This is a genomic window from Epibacterium sp. ABZ3_068 (genome assembly GCF_056159265.1).
Genome location: NZ_JBSWUV010000001.1, coordinates 1965294 through 1983652, shown reverse-complemented (window position 1 = coordinate 1983652; position 18359 = coordinate 1965294). Strand labels below are relative to the sequence as shown.

20 protein-coding genes are annotated in these 18359 nt (G+C 55.6%); 4 read left to right on the top strand and 16 right to left on the bottom strand.

Going from position 1 to position 18359, the window contains the following annotated elements:
• Positions 1-4: 4 nt before the first annotated feature.
• From ubiA to ACXAEW_RS09540, 3 genes are read left to right on the top strand one after another with little or no spacing between them, the layout of a single operon-like run.
• Complete coding sequence (gene ubiA / locus ACXAEW_RS09550; protein WP_474941097.1) at positions 5-967, top strand: 4-hydroxybenzoate octaprenyltransferase; 963 nt, start codon at positions 5-7, stop codon at positions 965-967.
• A 60-nt stretch (positions 968-1027) separates the two neighbouring features.
• Positions 1028-2929: an OmpA family protein gene (locus ACXAEW_RS09545; RefSeq protein ID WP_474941096.1), complete on the top strand. Its 1902-nt coding sequence runs from the start codon at positions 1028-1030 to the stop codon at positions 2927-2929.
• Positions 2926-3240, top strand: a complete 315-nt coding sequence (locus ACXAEW_RS09540) for a hypothetical protein (protein WP_474941095.1) — start codon at positions 2926-2928, stop codon at positions 3238-3240. The genes ACXAEW_RS09545 and ACXAEW_RS09540 overlap by 4 nt, the downstream gene beginning before the upstream one ends.
• A 17-nt stretch (positions 3241-3257) precedes the next feature.
• On the opposite strand, the gene ACXAEW_RS09535 is transcribed toward ACXAEW_RS09540, so the two are convergent.
• The 13 genes from ACXAEW_RS09535 to hemE all read right to left on the bottom strand — a co-directional run bounded on the left by ACXAEW_RS09535 (position 3258) and on the right by hemE (position 14405).
• Positions 3258-3698, bottom strand: coding sequence for a GAF domain-containing protein (locus ACXAEW_RS09535; protein WP_474943018.1), 441 nt, complete (start codon positions 3696-3698; stop codon positions 3258-3260).
• A 152-nt stretch (positions 3699-3850) separates the two neighbouring features.
• On the bottom strand, positions 3851-4297 hold the full coding sequence (locus tag ACXAEW_RS09530) for a molybdenum cofactor biosynthesis protein MoaE (protein WP_474941094.1): 447 nt from the start codon (positions 4295-4297) through the stop codon (positions 3851-3853).
• Positions 4298-4301: 4 nt separating this feature from the next.
• On the bottom strand, positions 4302-4550 hold the full coding sequence (moaD, locus tag ACXAEW_RS09525) for a molybdopterin converting factor subunit 1 (RefSeq protein WP_474941093.1): 249 nt from the start codon (positions 4548-4550) through the stop codon (positions 4302-4304).
• A complete protein-coding gene (gene pgsA, locus ACXAEW_RS09520) occupies positions 4547-5218 on the bottom strand; it encodes a CDP-diacylglycerol--glycerol-3-phosphate 3-phosphatidyltransferase (protein WP_474941092.1) in 672 nt (223 codons plus the stop codon). Before pgsA ends, moaD begins: the two co-directional genes overlap by 4 nt.
• A 241-nt stretch (positions 5219-5459) precedes the next feature.
• Positions 5460-6071: a DUF922 domain-containing protein gene (locus tag ACXAEW_RS09515; RefSeq protein ID WP_474941091.1), complete on the bottom strand. Its 612-nt coding sequence runs from the start codon at positions 6069-6071 to the stop codon at positions 5460-5462.
• Positions 6072-6140: 69 nt separating this feature from the next.
• A complete protein-coding gene (gene uvrC, locus ACXAEW_RS09510) occupies positions 6141-8033 on the bottom strand; it encodes an excinuclease ABC subunit UvrC (protein ID WP_474941090.1) in 1893 nt (630 codons plus the stop codon).
• A gap of 443 nt (positions 8034-8476) precedes the next feature.
• Complete coding sequence (locus ACXAEW_RS09505; RefSeq protein WP_474941089.1) at positions 8477-9421, bottom strand: calcium/sodium antiporter; 945 nt, start codon at positions 9419-9421, stop codon at positions 8477-8479.
• A gap of 172 nt (positions 9422-9593) precedes the next feature.
• On the bottom strand, positions 9594-10391 hold the full coding sequence (locus ACXAEW_RS09500; RefSeq protein ID WP_474941088.1) for a S49 family peptidase: 798 nt from the start codon (positions 10389-10391) through the stop codon (positions 9594-9596).
• 266 nt (positions 10392-10657) lie between these two features.
• Positions 10658-11419, bottom strand: a complete 762-nt coding sequence (locus ACXAEW_RS09495) for an ABC transporter permease (RefSeq protein ID WP_474941087.1) — start codon at positions 11417-11419, stop codon at positions 10658-10660.
• Entirely contained in the window at positions 11416-12351 is a 936-nt protein-coding gene (locus ACXAEW_RS09490) for an ABC transporter ATP-binding protein (RefSeq protein ID WP_474941086.1), read from the bottom strand. Before ACXAEW_RS09490 ends, ACXAEW_RS09495 begins: the two co-directional genes overlap by 4 nt.
• A 152-nt stretch (positions 12352-12503) precedes the next feature.
• Positions 12504-13046, bottom strand: a complete 543-nt coding sequence (locus tag ACXAEW_RS09485) for a CoxG family protein (RefSeq protein ID WP_474941085.1) — start codon at positions 13044-13046, stop codon at positions 12504-12506.
• 126 nt (positions 13047-13172) lie between these two features.
• Positions 13173-13349 (bottom strand): hypothetical protein, encoded by a 177-nt coding sequence (locus ACXAEW_RS09480; RefSeq protein WP_474941084.1) that lies wholly within the window; start codon positions 13347-13349, stop codon positions 13173-13175.
• 15 nt (positions 13350-13364) lie between these two features.
• A complete protein-coding gene (hemE, locus tag ACXAEW_RS09475) occupies positions 13365-14405 on the bottom strand; it encodes a uroporphyrinogen decarboxylase (RefSeq protein WP_474941083.1) in 1041 nt (346 codons plus the stop codon).
• Between the two features lie 112 nt (positions 14406-14517).
• Here hemE and hemC point away from each other — a divergent pair, with 112 nt between their 5' ends.
• Entirely contained in the window at positions 14518-15474 is a 957-nt protein-coding gene (gene hemC / locus ACXAEW_RS09470; protein WP_474941082.1) for a hydroxymethylbilane synthase, read from the top strand.
• A gap of 168 nt (positions 15475-15642) precedes the next feature.
• Here hemC and ACXAEW_RS09465 read toward each other — a convergent pair whose 3' ends face one another.
• The 3 genes from ACXAEW_RS09465 to ACXAEW_RS09455 form a co-directional block, all read right to left on the bottom strand.
• Complete coding sequence (locus tag ACXAEW_RS09465; protein ID WP_474941081.1) at positions 15643-16458, bottom strand: glycoside hydrolase family 25 protein; 816 nt, start codon at positions 16456-16458, stop codon at positions 15643-15645.
• A 114-nt stretch (positions 16459-16572) separates the two neighbouring features.
• On the bottom strand, positions 16573-17466 hold the full coding sequence (gene hemF / locus ACXAEW_RS09460; protein ID WP_474941080.1) for an oxygen-dependent coproporphyrinogen oxidase: 894 nt from the start codon (positions 17464-17466) through the stop codon (positions 16573-16575).
• 51 nt (positions 17467-17517) lie between these two features.
• On the bottom strand, positions 17518-18321 hold the full coding sequence (locus ACXAEW_RS09455) for an SDR family NAD(P)-dependent oxidoreductase (RefSeq protein WP_474941079.1): 804 nt from the start codon (positions 18319-18321) through the stop codon (positions 17518-17520).
• Positions 18322-18359: the final 38 nt, after the last annotated feature.

Below are 18359 nucleotides of genomic sequence, written 5' to 3'. Positions count from 1 at the left end.
ACATATGCAAGGCAACGCCCCAACACCAGATGGTCAGGTCGCAGATGCGGTCAAAGGGAACTGGGTCGACACACTCGCACCAGAATGGAGCCGCCCCTATCTGCGGCTCAGCCGGGCGGATCGTCCTATCGGCACCTGGTTGTTGTTGATCCCCTGCTGGTGGGGACTGGCGCTTGCCATCCTGTCGGATCAGACACCACGTTGGGAAGATCTATGGATCGCGGCGGGCTGCGCTGCCGGAGCCTGGCTGATGCGGGGGGCCGGATGCACATGGAACGACATCACCGACCGCAAATTTGATGGGCAAGTTGAACGCACCCGATCCCGCCCCATTCCTTCCGGTCAGGTTACCGTCAAAGGAGCCGTTTTCTGGATGGGGTTACAAGCTTTTCTGGGAGCGGCGATCCTATTTACGTTTAACTGGGTGGCCATCGCAATGGGGGTCCTGTCACTGATCCCGGTTTTGATCTACCCCTTCGCCAAACGCTTCACTTGGTGGCCACAGGTTTTTTTGGGGCTAGCCTTCAACTGGGGAGCGATGCTGGCCTGGGTCGCACACACGGGCAGTCTGCATTGGGCACCGGTCTTGCTGTATATTGCAGGCATCGCCTGGACGCTGTTTTACGACACGATCTATGCGCATCAGGACACCGAAGACGACGCTTTGATCGGCGTGAAGTCCACCGCCCGTCTGTTTGAAAACGAGACCCCAAAGTGGTTGCGCCGCTTTATCGTTGCAACAGTCTCCATCATGGCGCTGGCCGTATTGGCAGTACTTGGAACCGATGGCTCTCCGATTGCGCTGGCCCTTGCATTGGCAGCTCCTTGGGCAATGGGATGGCATATGACATGGCAATTGCGGAGTTTTGATTCGCAGAACAACGAGAGGCTGCTGCAACTTTTTCGCCTCAACCGAGATACCGGCTTGATTCCGCTTATCTTCTTAATTCTGGCCCTGTTCGCCTGATTGAAAACAAAACATATCGCCGTTATGACATTTGCGAACAATTAAGGGACTGACCAGTTTATGCGGCTACCTTCTGTGCTGATTACGGGGGCAACCTTTGCCACAGCCGCCGCGCTGAGCATAGTGGTAGCCGGTTTTGCGGCCACAGGTATGGAGCGCGGGAGTGAAACCGCAGTCCGGCAGGTTTTGGACAAAGGTGGCTTTGGCTGGGCAGAAGTAACAGCAGACGGGCTGCGCGTGGTCCTGGAAGGTACGGCCCCTGACGAGGCTAGTCGTTTTGGAGCTGTGAGCCAGGTGGGCACCGTGGTCGACACCTCCCGGATCATTGATCAGATGCATGTCACCCCGTCCCGGGGCATAGCACCTCCCAAGTTTTCAGCCGAAATTCTGCGGAATGATTCCGGAATTTCCATCATTGGACTGGTGCCTTCTGGCACGGACAGAGAACGCGTGATCGGCCGTATGGAACATCTGGTGGGTCCAACACGCGTCGCGGATTTCCTGGAATCGACCACCTATGCAGCGCCAAAGGGCTGGCCCGCAGCAATGCGGTTTGGGCTTGAGGCGCTTGAAATCCTTCCAAGTTCAAAAATATCAGTCAAACCGGGTGTTGTCGCGATTACGGCGACGACAAACAGCCCTGAGGAAAAGCGCAAACTGGAAGAGCGCCTGAACCGGATGGCCACCGGTGGCCTGCGCCTGTCGCTGGATATAAAAGCGCCACGACCGGTTATCACACCCTTCACCCTGCGCTTTACCCTCGATGAAAATGGCGGTCACTTTGATTCCTGCTCCGCCGAAAGCGAAGAAAGCCGCGACCTTATCCTGCGCGCCGCGCGCAAAGCCGGGCTGAGCGCCGGAGAAGAGTGCACGATCGGCATGGGGGTCCCTTCCCCAAACTGGTCGCGCGCTGTGAGCGAAAGTCTGGAAAGCCTGACGGAACTTGGCGCGGGCACCGTTACATTGGCCAATGCAGATATCACATTGGCCGCAGTTCAGGGTACGGACCAAGCCCTGTTTGACCGAGTGGTCGGCAAGCTGGAAAGCAAACTGCCCGAAGTGTTTGCCCTGCACGCCGTTCTCCCGCCCCCAGAAGCCCAAGGGGACGAAGAGCTTCAAGAATTCACAGCAACTCTCAGCCCGGAAGGGCAGGTTTTGCTGCGCGGTTATGTTGTTGATCAAACCCAGCGCGCTCTGACCAACAGTTTCGCACAGGCACGGTTCGGCGCCGGGCGCGTACACAGCGCCGCCCGCCTGATGGAACAGTTGCCAGTGGACTGGAACATGCAGGTTTTGTCAGCGCTCGAAGCTCTGTCTTATTTGCAGCGCGGGCTGGTAACAGTGACGCCACAGCTCATTGTGGTACGGGGCGTGAGCTTTAATGAAGATGCCTCTGCCGAGATGGCAAAACTCTTCTCCACGCGCCTGGGCGAACGGGCCTCGTATGAGCTGGACATCACATATGAAGAGCCGCCCATCCCCGACGACCAACCGTTGACTCCAGAGCAATGCCAAAAACAACTTACCGCTATTCAGGACAGTGGCAAAATCGCCTTTGAGCCTGGATCGGCAACAGTAGCCGCAGGCAGCAGTTCGACACTGGACCAGATCGCTGCCGTTCTTGAAAACTGCGGCCCTATACAGCTGGAAATCCAGGGCCATACAGACAGCCAAGGCCGCGAGGCCATGAACGAACGCCTCAGCCAATCTCGTGCGCAATCGGTCCTGAATGAGCTGCGGGCCCGCCGCATTCCAACCCTGACCTTTGTCGCCAGGGGGTATGGCGAAACACAGCCCATCGCCGATAACGAGACCGAAGACGGTCGCGAAGCCAACCGGCGGATTGTCTTTCAAGTCCTGAACAGTCAAGAAACGGTTGAGGACGAAGCTGAGGCAAGCACTGACGCCATCGAACAGACCGCAGCAGAAGAAGACGGCGAAATCGAAGGATCCACAGAATGAACCGGACTGAGTTTATCATCACCACCGCGATTATTCTCTTCGTGGCTTTTACCTTAGGCTGGTTTGCGAATTGGCTGGTGCATCGTTTTACACGCGTCAAACAAAGTGACGTGGCGGATCTGGACCGGATGAGTCAAGAGCTGCATGCGGCAGAAGAGACCCGTGATCAGGCCATAACCTATTTGCAGCAGCGCGAGGCTGAGCTGGTAAACCAGCTGACACAGACGGATGCAGAATTGCGCGCGACCATGGATGGTCTTCGCGATGCCCGCCGCGAAGCGGAAGAGCTGCGCAACCAGCTGGGACGCTGACACCTAGATGCGCGGCTTTACCCGCGCGCGTTCATACGGTGTTTCATATCAGGCGGCGCTAAAAGGACTCCGATGGCCCGTGCGATCTGCCGCATATCCTTTTTGTTTTGCCGGGACCAGATACGGGGAACACAGCTCAATGATGCCAGGGCACCAATTGCCCCACCCGTTGCCGCGGGAATAGGTGCCCCCAAATAGGCAAACGCGCTCCGGGCGTTCATCACATCACATGAGCGCGGGAAACCGGCGAACCCTGTGTTTGAAACGGAAATCATTTCCGCACCACGCATGACCTGCGCGCAATATGAACCAGCTCCCGGCACCGACTGCCAGCGAAGCACGTCTTCTGTGTCATTGAAAACCCCGACACATAGGGAAAGTGGCGGAGTCTCCGGAGAAAAATCAGGAAAAGCGACGCTTATACATGAAACAGAGACACGGTTTGCGGCGACGGCCATCAATCGTTCGATCTCGTCCATTCTTAACACCTACGACACAACACACTACAAAAAAACTGGGCGTAGTCTGATGACTCTAAGGTTAAGAATTGGATGACGTAAATGAAACTCGGGCGGGCACCGTTTCGATGACACCTTATTTTATGATAATGTCACCATCTCTTCAACGCAGCTTCGTCAACGTCCTTCGCCGCAACCCAATCTGCGCTGCCGTCGTTCAGGATTTCCTTTTTCCAGAACGGCGCGCGGGACTTCAGGTAGTCCATCAGATATTCCGCCGCTTCAAAGGCATCCTTGCGATGGCGGGAAGCTGTAGCGACCATCATAATTTGATCTCCCGGAGACAGACGGCCATGGCGGTGAATAACCAGCGCATCGACCAGTGACCAACGGTCAATTGCGTCTTGCGCAATCTTTTCAAGCGCCTTTTGGGTCATGCCAGGGTAATGTTCTATCTCCATCACGGTCATAGCGCCAGCATCAGCTTCGCGCACCACACCAGTGAAGGTCACAATCGCCCCAGCGCCTTTTGCAGCTGAGGTGAATTCAGACGTCTCAACACCCACATCAAAAGGTGCTGCCTGGACTTCGACCCGCATCGGTTCAGCCTCCTGTCATCGGAGGGAAGAAGGCCACTTCACGCACGCCGTCCAAGGGAGCATCAAAGTCGCTCAACTCTTGATCCAAAGCGACCCGTAACGCCGAGATGTCAGCAAATGCTGCCTCATAACGCTCCTCCCGGGTTTTCAGCTCCTCCACCAGATCCATCACTGTGACCGCCGAAGTCTCGATCTGTTCCCGCGGCAGGCCAATCCGTTCCCGCACCCAGGCAAAATAGAGGACATTCATCATGCAGGTTCCTTCAAATGGGGCAACGCTTTGCGCAGGTAATCCGCGCCAGTCACAAAGGTAAGGATTGCTGCGAGCCACAACAACCAAAGCCCAATACGGCCACTCCAAATCAGCCCTTCAAACATCAGACGGATATTAAGCGTGTCCTCGACCTTTCCTGCCATGATCTGATCAACCATCTCCTGGTCCATGCCCCAGACCGACATGCCGAGATAGTGTTCAAAGATTCCCCGGCTGAACAAAACAGCGATGGCCACCATCTGAACCGTCGTTTTCCATTTCGCGAGTTTTGTGACCTTTAGCGTTCCCGCCGTATCGCCGAGATATTCGCGCAAACCCGAGACAAAGACCTCCCTGAACAAAATCACAGTCGCGGGCAGCACCAACCAGGGGATCCAGTTCATGTCCGAATAGCCGACAACAACCATCAGTGCGACCACAACCATCGCCTTGTCTGCAATCGGATCCAGCATCGCGCCTATCTTGGTTTCCTGCTTCCAGGCACGCGCAAGGTAGCCGTCAAACCAATCGGTGATCGCCGCCCCCATGAACAGTAACAGCGCCAGCCAGTCGGCCAATGGGCGCGCGAAATACAGAAACATGATCGCCACACCGGGCGCTGCAAGCAACCGCAGGGTGGTCAGAATATTTGGCAGGTTCCATTTCATGGTTCCCTTCCTACAGCGTGGTTAATGCTGCGAAAAGAGCCATCGCCCCAGCTAAGGCATTTTGACCAAGAAAGTGTTGATCAAGCAGGCTGCCCAGGTGGTCCGGGCAATGTTCCCCAAGATTTGCCTCTCCTCTCGACGGTGCATGCGGACAGACCACCGCAGTCGCCAGAATGGTGCAACTATCTACTTGGCACATATGCCCGCATAAGACCTGTCACAGGACTTCGGCTTGAGAACACTATGTGATTGATGTGTCCAGCAAGGCGCCCCGTTTCTCTCCGTGATGGGTCGCGTGGTCGAGTTTACGGTGGATCTCGTTCAGACGTTCCCGTTCGATAAAAAAGTAATTGTTGATCAAATGTTTCAGGTCTTCTTCGGCCATTTTCTCGGCATCGCGTTCAGTTTCCGCCAACCCCTTGCCACGCAACTTGTCGAGTTCTTTGGCAATTTTCTCACTCTCCTTTTTTGCCTTGTCGACATGCTGGGCCTCATGCACCAATGCAGCCGCATAAAACCTGTACCATTCCACCAAGGCACGCGGGGAGAGACCGCTGACGCTGCGCTTGGGGCATTTGATCGAAGGCGTCAGGATCAGTTTCAGCGTTTTGATTTTGAACGTGACCTCAAACCAGCCGGTTTTCTTGTCAACCTTGGGCTTGCCGTCGGCCCCATATTTGCCCTTGGTGACTTCCGCATCCAGCGCGGTAGTGGTGAGAAACGCCACCTTCTTGTTGTCATTGGGATCTTTGGGACCGGATTTTTTGATGCTCTTGGCAATGTCAGTAAGGGTCTTACCCTTCACTGAATAAGTCTCATAGGTCACGGTTTTCACAGTTAGCGAAACGGGCATAAATCACACCATACTTAGGAACACACCTGGCGACCATACCCCAAAGGGAGAAGGTGCGATATCCGCGCCTTATTCAGCCCCGTGAAAGTGATCATAGATCCTTTCAGCCAGTGCTTCTGAAATACCGTCCACCGCTTTGAGGTCCAAGAGGTTCGCCCTAGTAACCGCCTTGGCGCTGCCAAAGTGTTTCAGCAATGCGCGTTTCCGGGCAGAGCCCACGCCCGGCACATCGTCCAGCGGGTTTGCAGCCATGGCCTTTGCCCGTTTCGCCCGATGTGTCCCAATTGCAAACCGGTGCGCCTCGTCCCGCATACGCTGAATAAAGTAAAGAACAGGGTCATTTCGCTGCAAGGCAAAGGGGCGCTGCCCAATACGGTGGAACTCTTCCTTGCCGTGATCACGATCCACGCCTTTGGCAACACCGACCATCGGTATGTCCTGCACCCCGTGTTCCGCCATAATCTCTGCCACGGCGCTGACCTGACCTGCCCCACCATCAATGAGCAGCAAATCCGGCCACATCCCTTTGTCGCGGTCGGGATCCTCTTTCAACAGACGCGAGAAGCGACGGTTCAACACCTCTTTCATCATGCCAAAGTCATCACCGGGAACCAGATCGTCTCCTTTGATATTAAACTTCCGATAGGCGTTTTTCATAAACCCTTCGGGACCCGCCACAATCATTCCGCCTACCGCGTTCGTCCCCTGAATATGCGAGTTGTCGTAGACCTCGATCCGGCTCGGCGCCTGCTCCAGGCCAAAGGCTTCGGCAATGCCACGCAGCAGTTTGGCCTGGGTGGCGGTTTCCGACATCTTACGCGCCAGGCTTTCGCGGGCATTGCGCACAGCACCGGCCACCAACTCTGTCTTTTCCCCACGCTGGGGCACGATGATCTCAACCTTGTGGCCCGCCTTGTCCGTCAGCGCTTCGGTCATCAGATCAGCGTTCTCCATGGCATCCGACAGGATTAGCTGTCTCGGCGGCTCCTTGGTGGAATAGAACTGGCCGACGAAGGCTTCCATCACCTCCGCCGGGGAATTGTCCGCGTCGATACGCGGGTAGAAATCCTGGTTCCCCCAGTTCTGATTGGCGCGAATGAAGAAGACCTGCACACAGGCCTGCCCTTTCTCGATGTGAAGACCGATGATGTCCGCTTCGGTAACGCCCCGTGGGTTGATACCCTGGCTCGATTGCACCTGCGTCAACGCCTTGATCCGGTCGCGCAGGGCCGCTGCGCGCTCAAACTCCATCGCTTCGGAGGCTGCCATCATTTGCTCGGCAAGATCTTCCTGAACCTTGGTGGACCGGCCGGACAGGAACCGCTCTGCATCCCGCACGCTCTGGGCATAGTCTTCTGCGGAAATCAGCCCGACACAGGGGCCAGAGCAGCGTTTGATTTGATACTGCAGGCAGGGACGGGAGCGGGTCTCAAACATGCTGTCCGAGCAGTTCCGCAGCAAAAACGCCTTTTGCAGCTGGTTCAAGGTACGGTTCACCGCGCCTGCGCTGGCAAAAGGACCAAAATAGCTGCCCTTCTCCTTACGTGCCCCGCGATGTTTCTTGAGTTGCGGAAATCCGTGCTCTTTCCCAACAAGGATATTCGGAAAGCTTTTGTCGTCCCGCAGCAGCACGTTATATTTCGGCTTTAGCTGCTTGATCAGGTTCTGTTCAAGCAGCAGCGCCTCCGTTTCCGTCCGTGTTGTCAAAAACATCATCGACGCCGTGAGCGAGATCATTTTCTCGATCCGGGGACTGTTGCCGGGCCTCGTGTAATTGCTGACACGTGCCCTCAGATTGCGAGCTTTACCCACATAAAGCACCCTGCTCTCGGCGTCCAACATCCGATACACACCGGGCGATCCGTCCAGTGTTCTGACATAGCGCTGGATCACATCATATCCGGTTTTGGGTCTGCTTTCCGGCTGTGACGCATCAGAGGTATTCGGAGGTAATTCTGTCATACTCAATCTCATAGAATCCCCCGTCGGCCGCTGCAATGATCCGCACAAAAAGGCAAGGCGAAACAAGTCCACGAAACCTGGGGATAAACCTGATGATATCTTCTGGCTATCTACCATTTTCCCTTATTTCAAAGAGGCTTTGGTGATTTGCCTAATTTTTAATCAACAACATAAGGTCATATTTTCAAAGGAATTTTTTTACTGTTCCGGTAAGCCATTGAGTCAGGTGACTGTTTTGTAACGACCACACTACGAAAGCGTGAAGTATGTACATTATTCCGCCGCGTTAAGGTTATGTTAACATATTTAAACGCAAATCAGGCTCCATTCGTGCAGGTTTCCCCAGTGGACATCTGCACCTAGAACAATGTTTTTACAGTGTTTTTACGTAAAAAAGGGTCCGAAACTTACGTTTCGAACCCTCGCATTCCCAGCGTCTCACCCTAAAGCAGAACTGCGAGATAGGCCACGTAAAGCACGCTGAGGCCAATCCCCCAAGAGCGCGTTATATCCTGCTTTAAAAAGACAAAGGGGATCAGAATCAAAGATGACGCCAGCATAATCCAAAGATCAAAACGCAGGAATTCGGGGTCTACAGGGATCTTGCCCACAAATGTCGTGATGCCAATGATCGCCAACAGGTTGAACATATTGGAGCCAATCACATTGCCCAACGCCACATCCGCCTGTTTGCGGATCGCCGCCATGGACGTCGTTGCCAGCTCCGGCAAAGACGTACCAACCGCAACCAATGTTAACCCTATGACCGTTTCGCTTATCCCGTAGGTGCGGGCAATGATTGTTGCATTGTCGACCAAAAGATCCGCCCCCAAAGGCAAACCGATCAACCCCAGCAACAGATAAGCAGCAATACGCCAGGAGGGCATATCAGGGTCCGCTTCTTCAAGATCTTCGAGTTCCTCGGCTTCACCATTCTTGCGATGCCGCTGCGCCTCTCGCGCTGCCATGAACAGGATCACCGCAAGCACAGCGAGCAGAATAATCCCGGAGAACACCGTGAACTCTCCCAGAAAGGCCAGCGCGATAAACAAAATCGTAGCGCCCAACATCAGAAGGTAGTTCTTGCGTGTGTCACATTCGCTGGTGTGTAGCCCCGCAAATACCGCTGGAAGCCCTAAGACCAACAAGACATTCGCCGTATTTGAGCCAACCACATTGCCAAGGGCGATCCCCGGCGCATTGTCTTCCACGGCTGAAATTGCGATCAGCAGCTCAGGCGCGGACGTCCCGAATGCAACAATTGTCAAGCTGACGATCAGCGCAGGCACACCAACACGCAGGCTCAAGTTTACCGCTCCGCGCACCAGCGCATCGCCTGCCAAAAGCAGGACCACCAGCCCAAAGGCTGAGTAAAGCCATGGCATCATGTGCCACGTCCTCCATCTTCACAGGCGCAGGGGCCCTTGCCTATTTTGAAGCGTTTACACCGAGGACACCGCGGAGACGCAAGCCTCCCCTTTCCCGGAACGCGCAATTTCCCGAACATGGCCAACACAGCCATAGCAACCAAAAAAAGGGCAACGATCTTCGAAAGCACCTCTAAAGACCAAAGCGTGCAAACGATGCACGCTCCTCGATCTGTGTCAGGGCATCTTCCGCGACGCGCATACCCAGACGGCTGAGCAACGGCCGTTTTACGCCATGAACACGGAAACGAACTTTCTTCCCGAACCGTTCCTGCATCTGCGGTTTGAGATGGCCGATGCCATCAATCAGCCCCAGCGCCTTTGCACGCTTGGCCAGCCAGATCTCTCCGGTGAAGAGATCCGCATCTTCCTTTAGCTTGTCACCACGCCGCGCTTTGACATGGGCAATAAATGTCTCGTGAATATCGCCCAGCAGTGTCTTCAGACGCGTGACATCCTCTTCCTGTTCTGGGCGGAAGGGGTCCAGCATCGATTTGCTTTGGCCCGCCGTGTGAACGCGACGCTCGATCCCTTGGCGTGCCAGAAACACATGGGCGCCAAAGCCGGCCGAGATCACACCGATGGACCCCACCACCGAAGACTCATCGGCCCAAATCTCATCAGCAGCAGCGGCCAGCCAGTAACCACCGGATGCGGCAACATCTTCGACAAAGGCATAAACCGGAACATCCAGGTCTTCGGACAAACGGCGAATACGCGCCCCGATGAGCGAGCTTTGAACAGGCGATCCCCCGGGCGAATTGATTTGCAGGGCGACGGCCTTGGGCTTTCCTTTTCGAAAGGCTTTTTCCAAAACGCCGGCAAGGCTCGCGTCATTCAGCGTGCCACGGCCTGCACCGCCGATTGCTCCAGACAGGCGAACAACGGCCACAAGGGGTGGTTTTTTCACAAAAGGCAGCTTGAGTGTCATGGCGCCCATGTAGAGAGCCGAAGCCTACGAAACAAGGTCAGGGTTGGTCGATAAATTGACTGTTTGGCAATTTGGTCGCAAGGCCGAAGCATTCCTGCAACGCTTATCCGCTCCATTGGGGTTTGTACGCGAAACGCAGCACAAGCAGCGCAACCGCGCCGCGCGTGAGCGCGGCGCTTGGCCCAACGGGTTTTGTGGCCCAATGGGCCATTAAACCGGGCGGGAGCGTCACCGCTCTGTGCAGAAAGACGAGATGCGGGACGCGTTCAAGATCTGATCCGCCAGCCTGTCCTGAAAATCCATGCGATAACCGCAAGGCACAGCATTGTGAACCCGCCAATCGCCGCAAGACTAATCACCACCGGTACATCCGCCGCATCAAAGAAGGACCATCGAAAACCTGAGATAAGGTAAACAACTGGATTGAACAGGGTGATACTCTGCCAGATCGGCGGCAACATAGAAATTGAGTAAAATGCCCCTCCCAGAAACACCAGAGGTGTAACCACCAAAAGCGGCACCAGTTGCAACTGTTCAAAACTGCGGGCCCAGATCCCGATGATAAAGCCCATCAGCGCAAAACTGAGACTGGTCAGTATCATGAACAAAATCATTGCCCCGGGGTGCGCAATCGGCAGATCCACAAAAAGAGCTGCGGTTCCCAAGATGACCACACCAATGAACAAGGATTTGGTTGCAGCTGCCCCGACATAGCCCAAGACAATTTCGCGATGATCAACGGGCGCGGACAGCAGTTCGTAAACCGTTCCCAGGAATTTGGGAAAGTAGATACCAAAAGACGCGTTGGAGATGCCCTGTGTCATCACGCTCAACATGATCAGGCCCGGCACGATAAAGGCTCCGTATTGAATCCCTTCGACCTCCTCGATCCGGCTGCCAATTGCAGAGCCGAACACCACAAAATAAAGCGATGTCGACAGGACTGGTGACAGGAAGCTCTGCATAAGCGTGCGCCAGAACCTGGCCATCTCGAAACGGTAGATCGCATATACGCCGTGCCAGTTCATGCCGCATGCTCCCCTTCATGGACCAGCCCGACAAAGATCTCTTCCAGACTGCTTTGTCGGGTCTGCACATCCGCCAGCACCAATCCAGACTCTGAAATGGCATTGAGCAACGTTGTGATCCCGGTCCGGGCCCCTTTGGTGTCATAGGTGTAAATCAGCGAGCTGCCGTCGTTCCCTAGAGACAGGTCAAACGCCAAAAGCGCCGGTGGCAGCTCTGCCACTGGCTCGGTCAGCTGCACCTCCAGCTCTTTCTGCCCCATCTGCGCCATCAAACGCTGTTTATCCTCAACAAGCAGGATCTCCCCGCGTCGGATCACACCGATACGATCTGCGATCGCTTCCGCCTCTTCGATGTAATGGGTCGTCAGGATGATGGTCACACCAGCAGCTTTCAACTCGCCAACGATATCCCACATGTCCTTACGAAGCTCGACATCAACCCCCGCCGTCGGCTCGTCCAGAAACAGGATCTTGGGTTCGTGGCTCAACGCTTTGGCGATCAAGACCCGGCGTTTCATGCCGCCTGAAAGCTCGTTAATCTTGGCGTTGCGCTTGTCCCACAAGGACAGCTTCTTCAAGATCTCTTCTATCAGGGCATCGTTACGGGGCTTTCCGAATAATCCCCGTGAAAAACGAACCGTATTGATGACCTTCTCAAAGGGTTCCAGGTTGATTTCCTGTGGAACAAGACCAATCAGGTTGCGCGCCGCGCGGAACGCGCGCTGGCTGTCAAACCCGCCAACGGTCACAGTACCACCTGTCGGAAGGGTGATCCCGCAAATGGTGGAAATCAGCGTCGTCTTTCCCGCTCCATTGGGGCCAAGAAGCGCAAGGATCTCCCCTTCTTCGATTTCAAGATTTACGCCTTTGAGCGCTTCAAACCCATTTTCATAGGCCTTGCGCAGGTCGCGGACAGACAGAATGGCAGGCATGTGGCCTCCGTTCACAATTGCTTGATGTCCAAGACCTTAACTGCTCTGCCACCTGCGCACCACAGACCACCACGCGCAGGTTTCTGTGCGCTAATGCAGGCTTGTAGCGCAGGGAGAACTCCTTACGCGCCCAACGTTCCAGAACGAAAATCTCAGTTAAAGATCCGTTTGAACCAGCCCTTTTGAGGCACCTCCTCCAAGGTTTCGGCGGTTTTTTCTATGGCCTCTTCTGTCTGCGCTGGCTCACCAGCAACTTCCGGCTCCAACGCCTCCTGCAGATTGACAAAGAACTGATCAGCCATCTTTTTCGCAAATCCGTCGATCAAACGACTGCCCAATTGCGCCAGCTTCCCTCCGACCTTGGCTTCTACATCATAGGACAAGAGCGTTCCTTTTTCGGATGGCTCAAGTGTAACCGCAGCCTGCCCCTTGGCAAACCCCGCTGCGCCGCCTTTGCCCTCGCCGGTTAACGTCAACTTCTGACCTTCAACAAGGTCCGACATCTCCACACGGCCTTTGAAGGTCGCCTGCACCGGGCCCACTTTCTGTGTCACAGTAGCGGCATAGCCCTCTTCAACATTGCCTGTGACTTCTTTGGCACCGGGCACACATTGCACCAAAACCTCGGGCGACAACAGCGCGGCATAAACAGTTGCCGGATCCGCTGCGATCTCCTTCTGATCGTTCATCTTCATGCTGTTTCCTCCCTATCGGCGCCCCTTCTCCTCCATCAGAAGACACGCCTAAAGAGAGTCTAGCACAAGACCAGCCGATTTGCGCTTAAACTAAAAGCGTAGTTGACCCAAAGGGCGACATTTGAACTATTGCGGTTTTGAACCGGATTTTGCTGCCGCAGAAGCGGCCTTCATCCGTTTCAGCAATTCCGCCTTCTTTTCACGCTGCGCATCTGTGACCTTGGGAGCAATCTTTGCATCCCGGTCCCTATGGCGCGGCTTGTTGGAGCCGATCTTTGGCGCACCCATCCGTCCGTAATCCATCGAAGCCTACTCCCCTTACACCCGGCTTTCACGCACCGTATCGATCATCAGCTGCACGTTATCCGGATCGGCGTCCGGTGTAATTCCGTGGCCTAGGTTAAAGATATGAGGCCCTTGGCTGAAAGCTCTTACAATGCGGCGAGTATCGTCGACCAACGCTTGCCCGCCTGTCACCATATGGCGCGATGCCAGGTTGCCCTGTACGCAACCATCGATCTGCACATGTGCGGCAGCCCACTCCGGATCAACCGAATTGTCCAATGCCACACAATCCACGCCGGTCGCCTTGGCAAAACCCACGTATTTTTCACCCGCCTCACGCGGAAAACCAATCACGGGCACCGTGGGGTGGCGTTCTTTTAAGGCCGCTGTAATCTGTCGGCAGGGTTCCAGAGCATATTTCTGGAAGGCATCCCCTTTGAGGGATCCCGCCCAGCTGTCAAAGATCTTCACCACTTCCGCACCCGCTTCGATCTGCTTCGACAGATACTCAATTGTGGCAATGGTAATACGCTCCATCAGCGCATCAAACACGGCTGGGTTCTCTTGCATCAACGCATGTGCGGGGGCCTGATCCGGTGTGCCGCGACCTGCGATCATGTAGGTGGCAACGGTCCAGGGCGCACCGGCAAAGCCGATCAGGGTCGTCTCTGAGGGCAACTCGTGCGAGAGAATTTTCACCGTCTCATAGATCGGGTTGAGAGTTTCGTGAATGTCATCCTTGCCACAGAGCTTGTCGAACTCGGACTGGGTTGTCAGTGTGGACAGGCGTGGCCCTTCCCCTGTCACGAACCACAGATCCGCCCCCAGCGCCTGGGGCACCAGCAGGATATCAGCAAAAAGGATTGCCGCATCAAATCCATAGCGGCGAATGGGCTGCAATGTGACCTCGGCTGCCAGATCGGAGTTGTAGCAAAGCGACAAGAAATCCCCAGCCTCGGCACGGGTCGCGCGATACTCCGGCAGGTAACGTCCAGCTTGCCGCATCATCCAGATCGGCGGCACCTCTTGGGTTTCACCAGCCAGCGCGCGCAGCAGTTTCTTTTGTTCGACCATCGGGTATCCCTCACATTCGCGTCTCCCTGAGGTCCGCTGTCAGCGGCAAATTGTCAAGGGCAGCAGCAGCGGCGCTTGCCATGGCAAATCGCCGCGACTAATGATCTCGCCTATGACACTGACCCTGCCCTCCCCCGCCTCGCCCCTCAAAATCGGCACACGTGGTTCGCCTTTGGCACTAGCCCAGGCGTATGAGACCCGGTCGCGACTGATGGCTGCGTTCGATCTGCCCGAAGAGGCATTTGAGGTGGTGGTGATCAAAACCACCGGCGACAACCGCGCCATGATTGAGGCAGACAGGCCGCTCAAAGAGATCGGCAACAAGGGCTTGTTCACCAAAGAAATCGAAGAGGCCATGCTGGCAGGTCATATTGATATTGCTGTGCATTCCTCCAAAGACATGCCCGTTGAGCAGCCAGCGGGGCTGATTCTGGATGTTTTCCTGCCCCGCGAAGACGTGCGTGACGCTTTTGTGTCCCCGGCCTATTCGGCCATTGCGGATCTTCCAGAAGGGGCGGTGGTCGGCACCTCCTCTCTGCGCCGCCGGGCGCAACTGTTGAACAAACGCGCGGACCTCACAGTGGTAGAATTTCGCGGCAACGTGCAAACGAGGCTGAAGAAACTGGCTGATGGTGTAGCAACCTGCACTTTTCTGGCGCAAGCCGGATTGAACCGTTTGTCAATGGAGAGCGTCCCCGCAACACCGGTTGAGGTCGACGACATGCTGCCAGCCATCGCCCAAGGGGCAATCGGCATAGAACGCCGCTCTGATGATTCACGTGCCGCAGATTTGCTGGCAGCCATTCACCACACAGAAACTGCGCAACGACTGGCAGCCGAGCGCACATTACTGGCCGGTTTGGATGGGTCATGCGAAACGCCGATTGCAGGCCTGGCCACTGTCATTGGATCCAGCCTGACGTTGCAAGGTCAAGTTTTACGCCCTGATGGCTCGGAAGCGATAAACGCAACGCTTAACGGCGATCTCTCAGATGCAGAAGCGCTTGGTCAAGAAATGGCACAGGTTCTTCTGGCAAAAGCAGGTCCCGGCTTTTTCGACTGGCGTTAAGTTTAGCTCTTTGATCACAACAAAACGCTCCCGCGCGCCCTTCAAGCTGCCAAAGGCAGCTCTTGGGCCCTTGGGCCCAGCAGGCCGCGCCGAAGGCGCGGCCTGCCCCCCAGCGTTCCGCAAAGCGGAGCGCAAAACCTCAAACTTTAAGCTCGTGAAAATCACAGGTTAACGCGTCGTACCCGACCATTCCAACCAGCGGTCCGGGCTGCCAGAAAAAGCATTGATGTCAACATCTCCTACGATGCCCGGAACTGAACCGGTTCCGGTGTATTGCCAGAACGTCCAGTGCTGCCCTGGATAAACCTCCTTAGGGTGGCCAGCGACCGACCGCAGCCAGAAGTCTGTCCCAGATACAGATCCGATACCTGTATCACGGTAAAAATCGACAGTTGTGTAGATCACCGGCCTTTTCCCATAGTGGCGCTCCAGCATTGCCAGAAACCGACGAGCCTCGGCTCTGACCTTTGATCCAGAAGGCCGTTTGCTGCAGGTTTTGGAGTGGTGGTTCCACTCCATATCAAGCACATGAGGAAGTGCTACTGCATCCTTAGGAACATTGCGGATGAACCAACGCGCTTGCTCAGCCGCTGATCGGCAAAAGTAGAAATAATGGTAAGCGCCCCGTGGAACCCCCGCTCGCTTTGCTGCGCGCCAGTGGGACTTGAACTGCGGATCCAGAATATCCCCGCCCTCGGTCGCCTTTAAATAAGCGAATGATACACCAGACCGTCGCGCAAGCGGCCAGTCGATTTCTCCTTGCCAGCGGGACACGTCAATTCCGTGAATCGGGTAGTGGCGCGGGGAACGGCGTTCCCAGTCAACCGGGTCACTGTCACCAAACTCAGGGTATTTGACCAGCTCCACATGAGCACCCGGCCCCGAAAGAGATGGGTTTACAACCGACACCGGCGCAACCACAGGCTGGGCGCAGGCCATCAGCAGCCCAACCAAGAAAAGACATGCAACCAAAACCCGCCGCATGACCTGTCCTCCTCTGCCATCCGTCTGTGGCAGTTTAGGGCAGTGCGTGGACTTGGTCGATCAAAGCAACATCAATAAGGCATCAATTCGCCAATCGGCATTTTGGTGAAGAATTCAAACCCATTTGGCCAAGGGAGGAAGGCTCATCAGAACCGCGTTGGCATCATGACCGGTTTCCAGACCAAATTTGGTCCCCCGGTCATAAACCAAATTATATTCCGCATAGAGGCCGCGATGCACCAGCTGCACATCACGGTCCGCGTCATCACAGGCCTGAAGCCGGCGCTTTTCCACCAGCGGCACAAAGGCAGGCAGAAAGGCACGGCCAATGTCCTGCGTCAGCGCGAAATCTGCCTGCCAATCCCCGGTGTTGCGATCATCCATGAAGATACCGCCTACACCGCGCGCACGACCACGATGCGGAATAAAGAAATACTCATCCGCCCAAGCCTTCAGTTCTGGATAGAGCTCTGCGCCATGCGGTTCAAGATGTGTCTTTTGCTGGTCGTGGAAGTGGGCCGTGTCCTCGTCATATTCGATACAGGGGTTCAGGTCAGAGCCGCCACCGAACCACCAGGCATGCGGTGTCCAGAACATACGGGTGTTCATATGAACTGCCGGGACATGGGGATTGCGCATATGCGCCACCAACGAAATACCCGAGGCCCAGAACCGCGGATCTTCCTTCATGCCGGGAATCCCTTTACGCGCGGCCATCGCGTTCTGCGCACGTTCGCCAAGGGTTCCGTAAACGGTTGAGATATTGACGCCAACTTTCTCAAAAACGCGCCCGCCGCGCATGACACTCATCAGCCCTCCGCCAGCGTCGGAACCATCTTCAGAGGTCCGCGTGGTCTCGCTCACCTCGAAGGTACCGGGCTCAAGATCGGCAAAAGGCCCGTTGTCGTGGCTGGCCTCAAGCCCCTCAAAAGCTGCAACAATCTCGTCACGCAGAGATTTAAACCAGGCTGAGGCGCGGTCTTTTTCGGATTGCATTTCGGCCGACATAGTCTTTCTTCCATTTTCTCGCCGCGCGACACCATGCGCAGATATTTGAACTTAGTGAACAGCTGCGGCAACCGGATCCAACAAGGTACGCCCGCCATCCAGGGTCATGATTTGACCAGTCATGAAACCGGACGCCTCTGAGGCAAGAAACTGGGCCGCCTCTGTCAACTCGCCAGGCGCAGCTATCCGTCCCAATGGGGTGTGTTGTTCAATGTCTTCGCGAAACGCACGATTGTCTTTTAGCGTCGACTGCAGCGAAGCGCTCATGACAGAACCAAAGGCGATTGAGTTCACGCGAATGCGGTGTGGCGCTAGAGACACCGAAAGCGACCGCGTCATCTGATCAAGCGCCGCTGAGGCGATGGAATAGGCCAAAAGGTCTGGATGGGTACGCCGCGCTGCGATGGATGACAGGTTGATGATCGAGCCGCGTGGTGCATCCTCGTCCTTGTCCTCACCCTGTTTTATCATACGACGTGCCACTTGTTGGGACAGGCGCAGCGTCGGCAACAAGTTTTGGTTCAACAGCCGATCCACAGATTCATCTTCGGGATCCAAAGCGTCGCTTTGCTCGACCTGCCGCGCGCCGTTCACCAGAATGTCGATCTCGTCAAAGGCATCAATTGTGGCGGACAGGAGATTGGCAATTGTCAAACGTTCGCGCAGATCGCCCGCGAAAAAACGAATGTTGCTGTCTTCTTCAGGCTCTCCCAATTCCGCAGCCAAGGCGGCCTCATTTGAATCGACGAACATGACATTTGCACCTGCATCCGCAAATTGCTTGCCAATCGCCAGACCAATGCCGCTTGAGGCCCCCGTCACGATGGCGGTCTTACCTGAGATGGAAAAGGACATGACATGCCTCTGTTAAAGTGAGTGGTTTTGGCCGACCT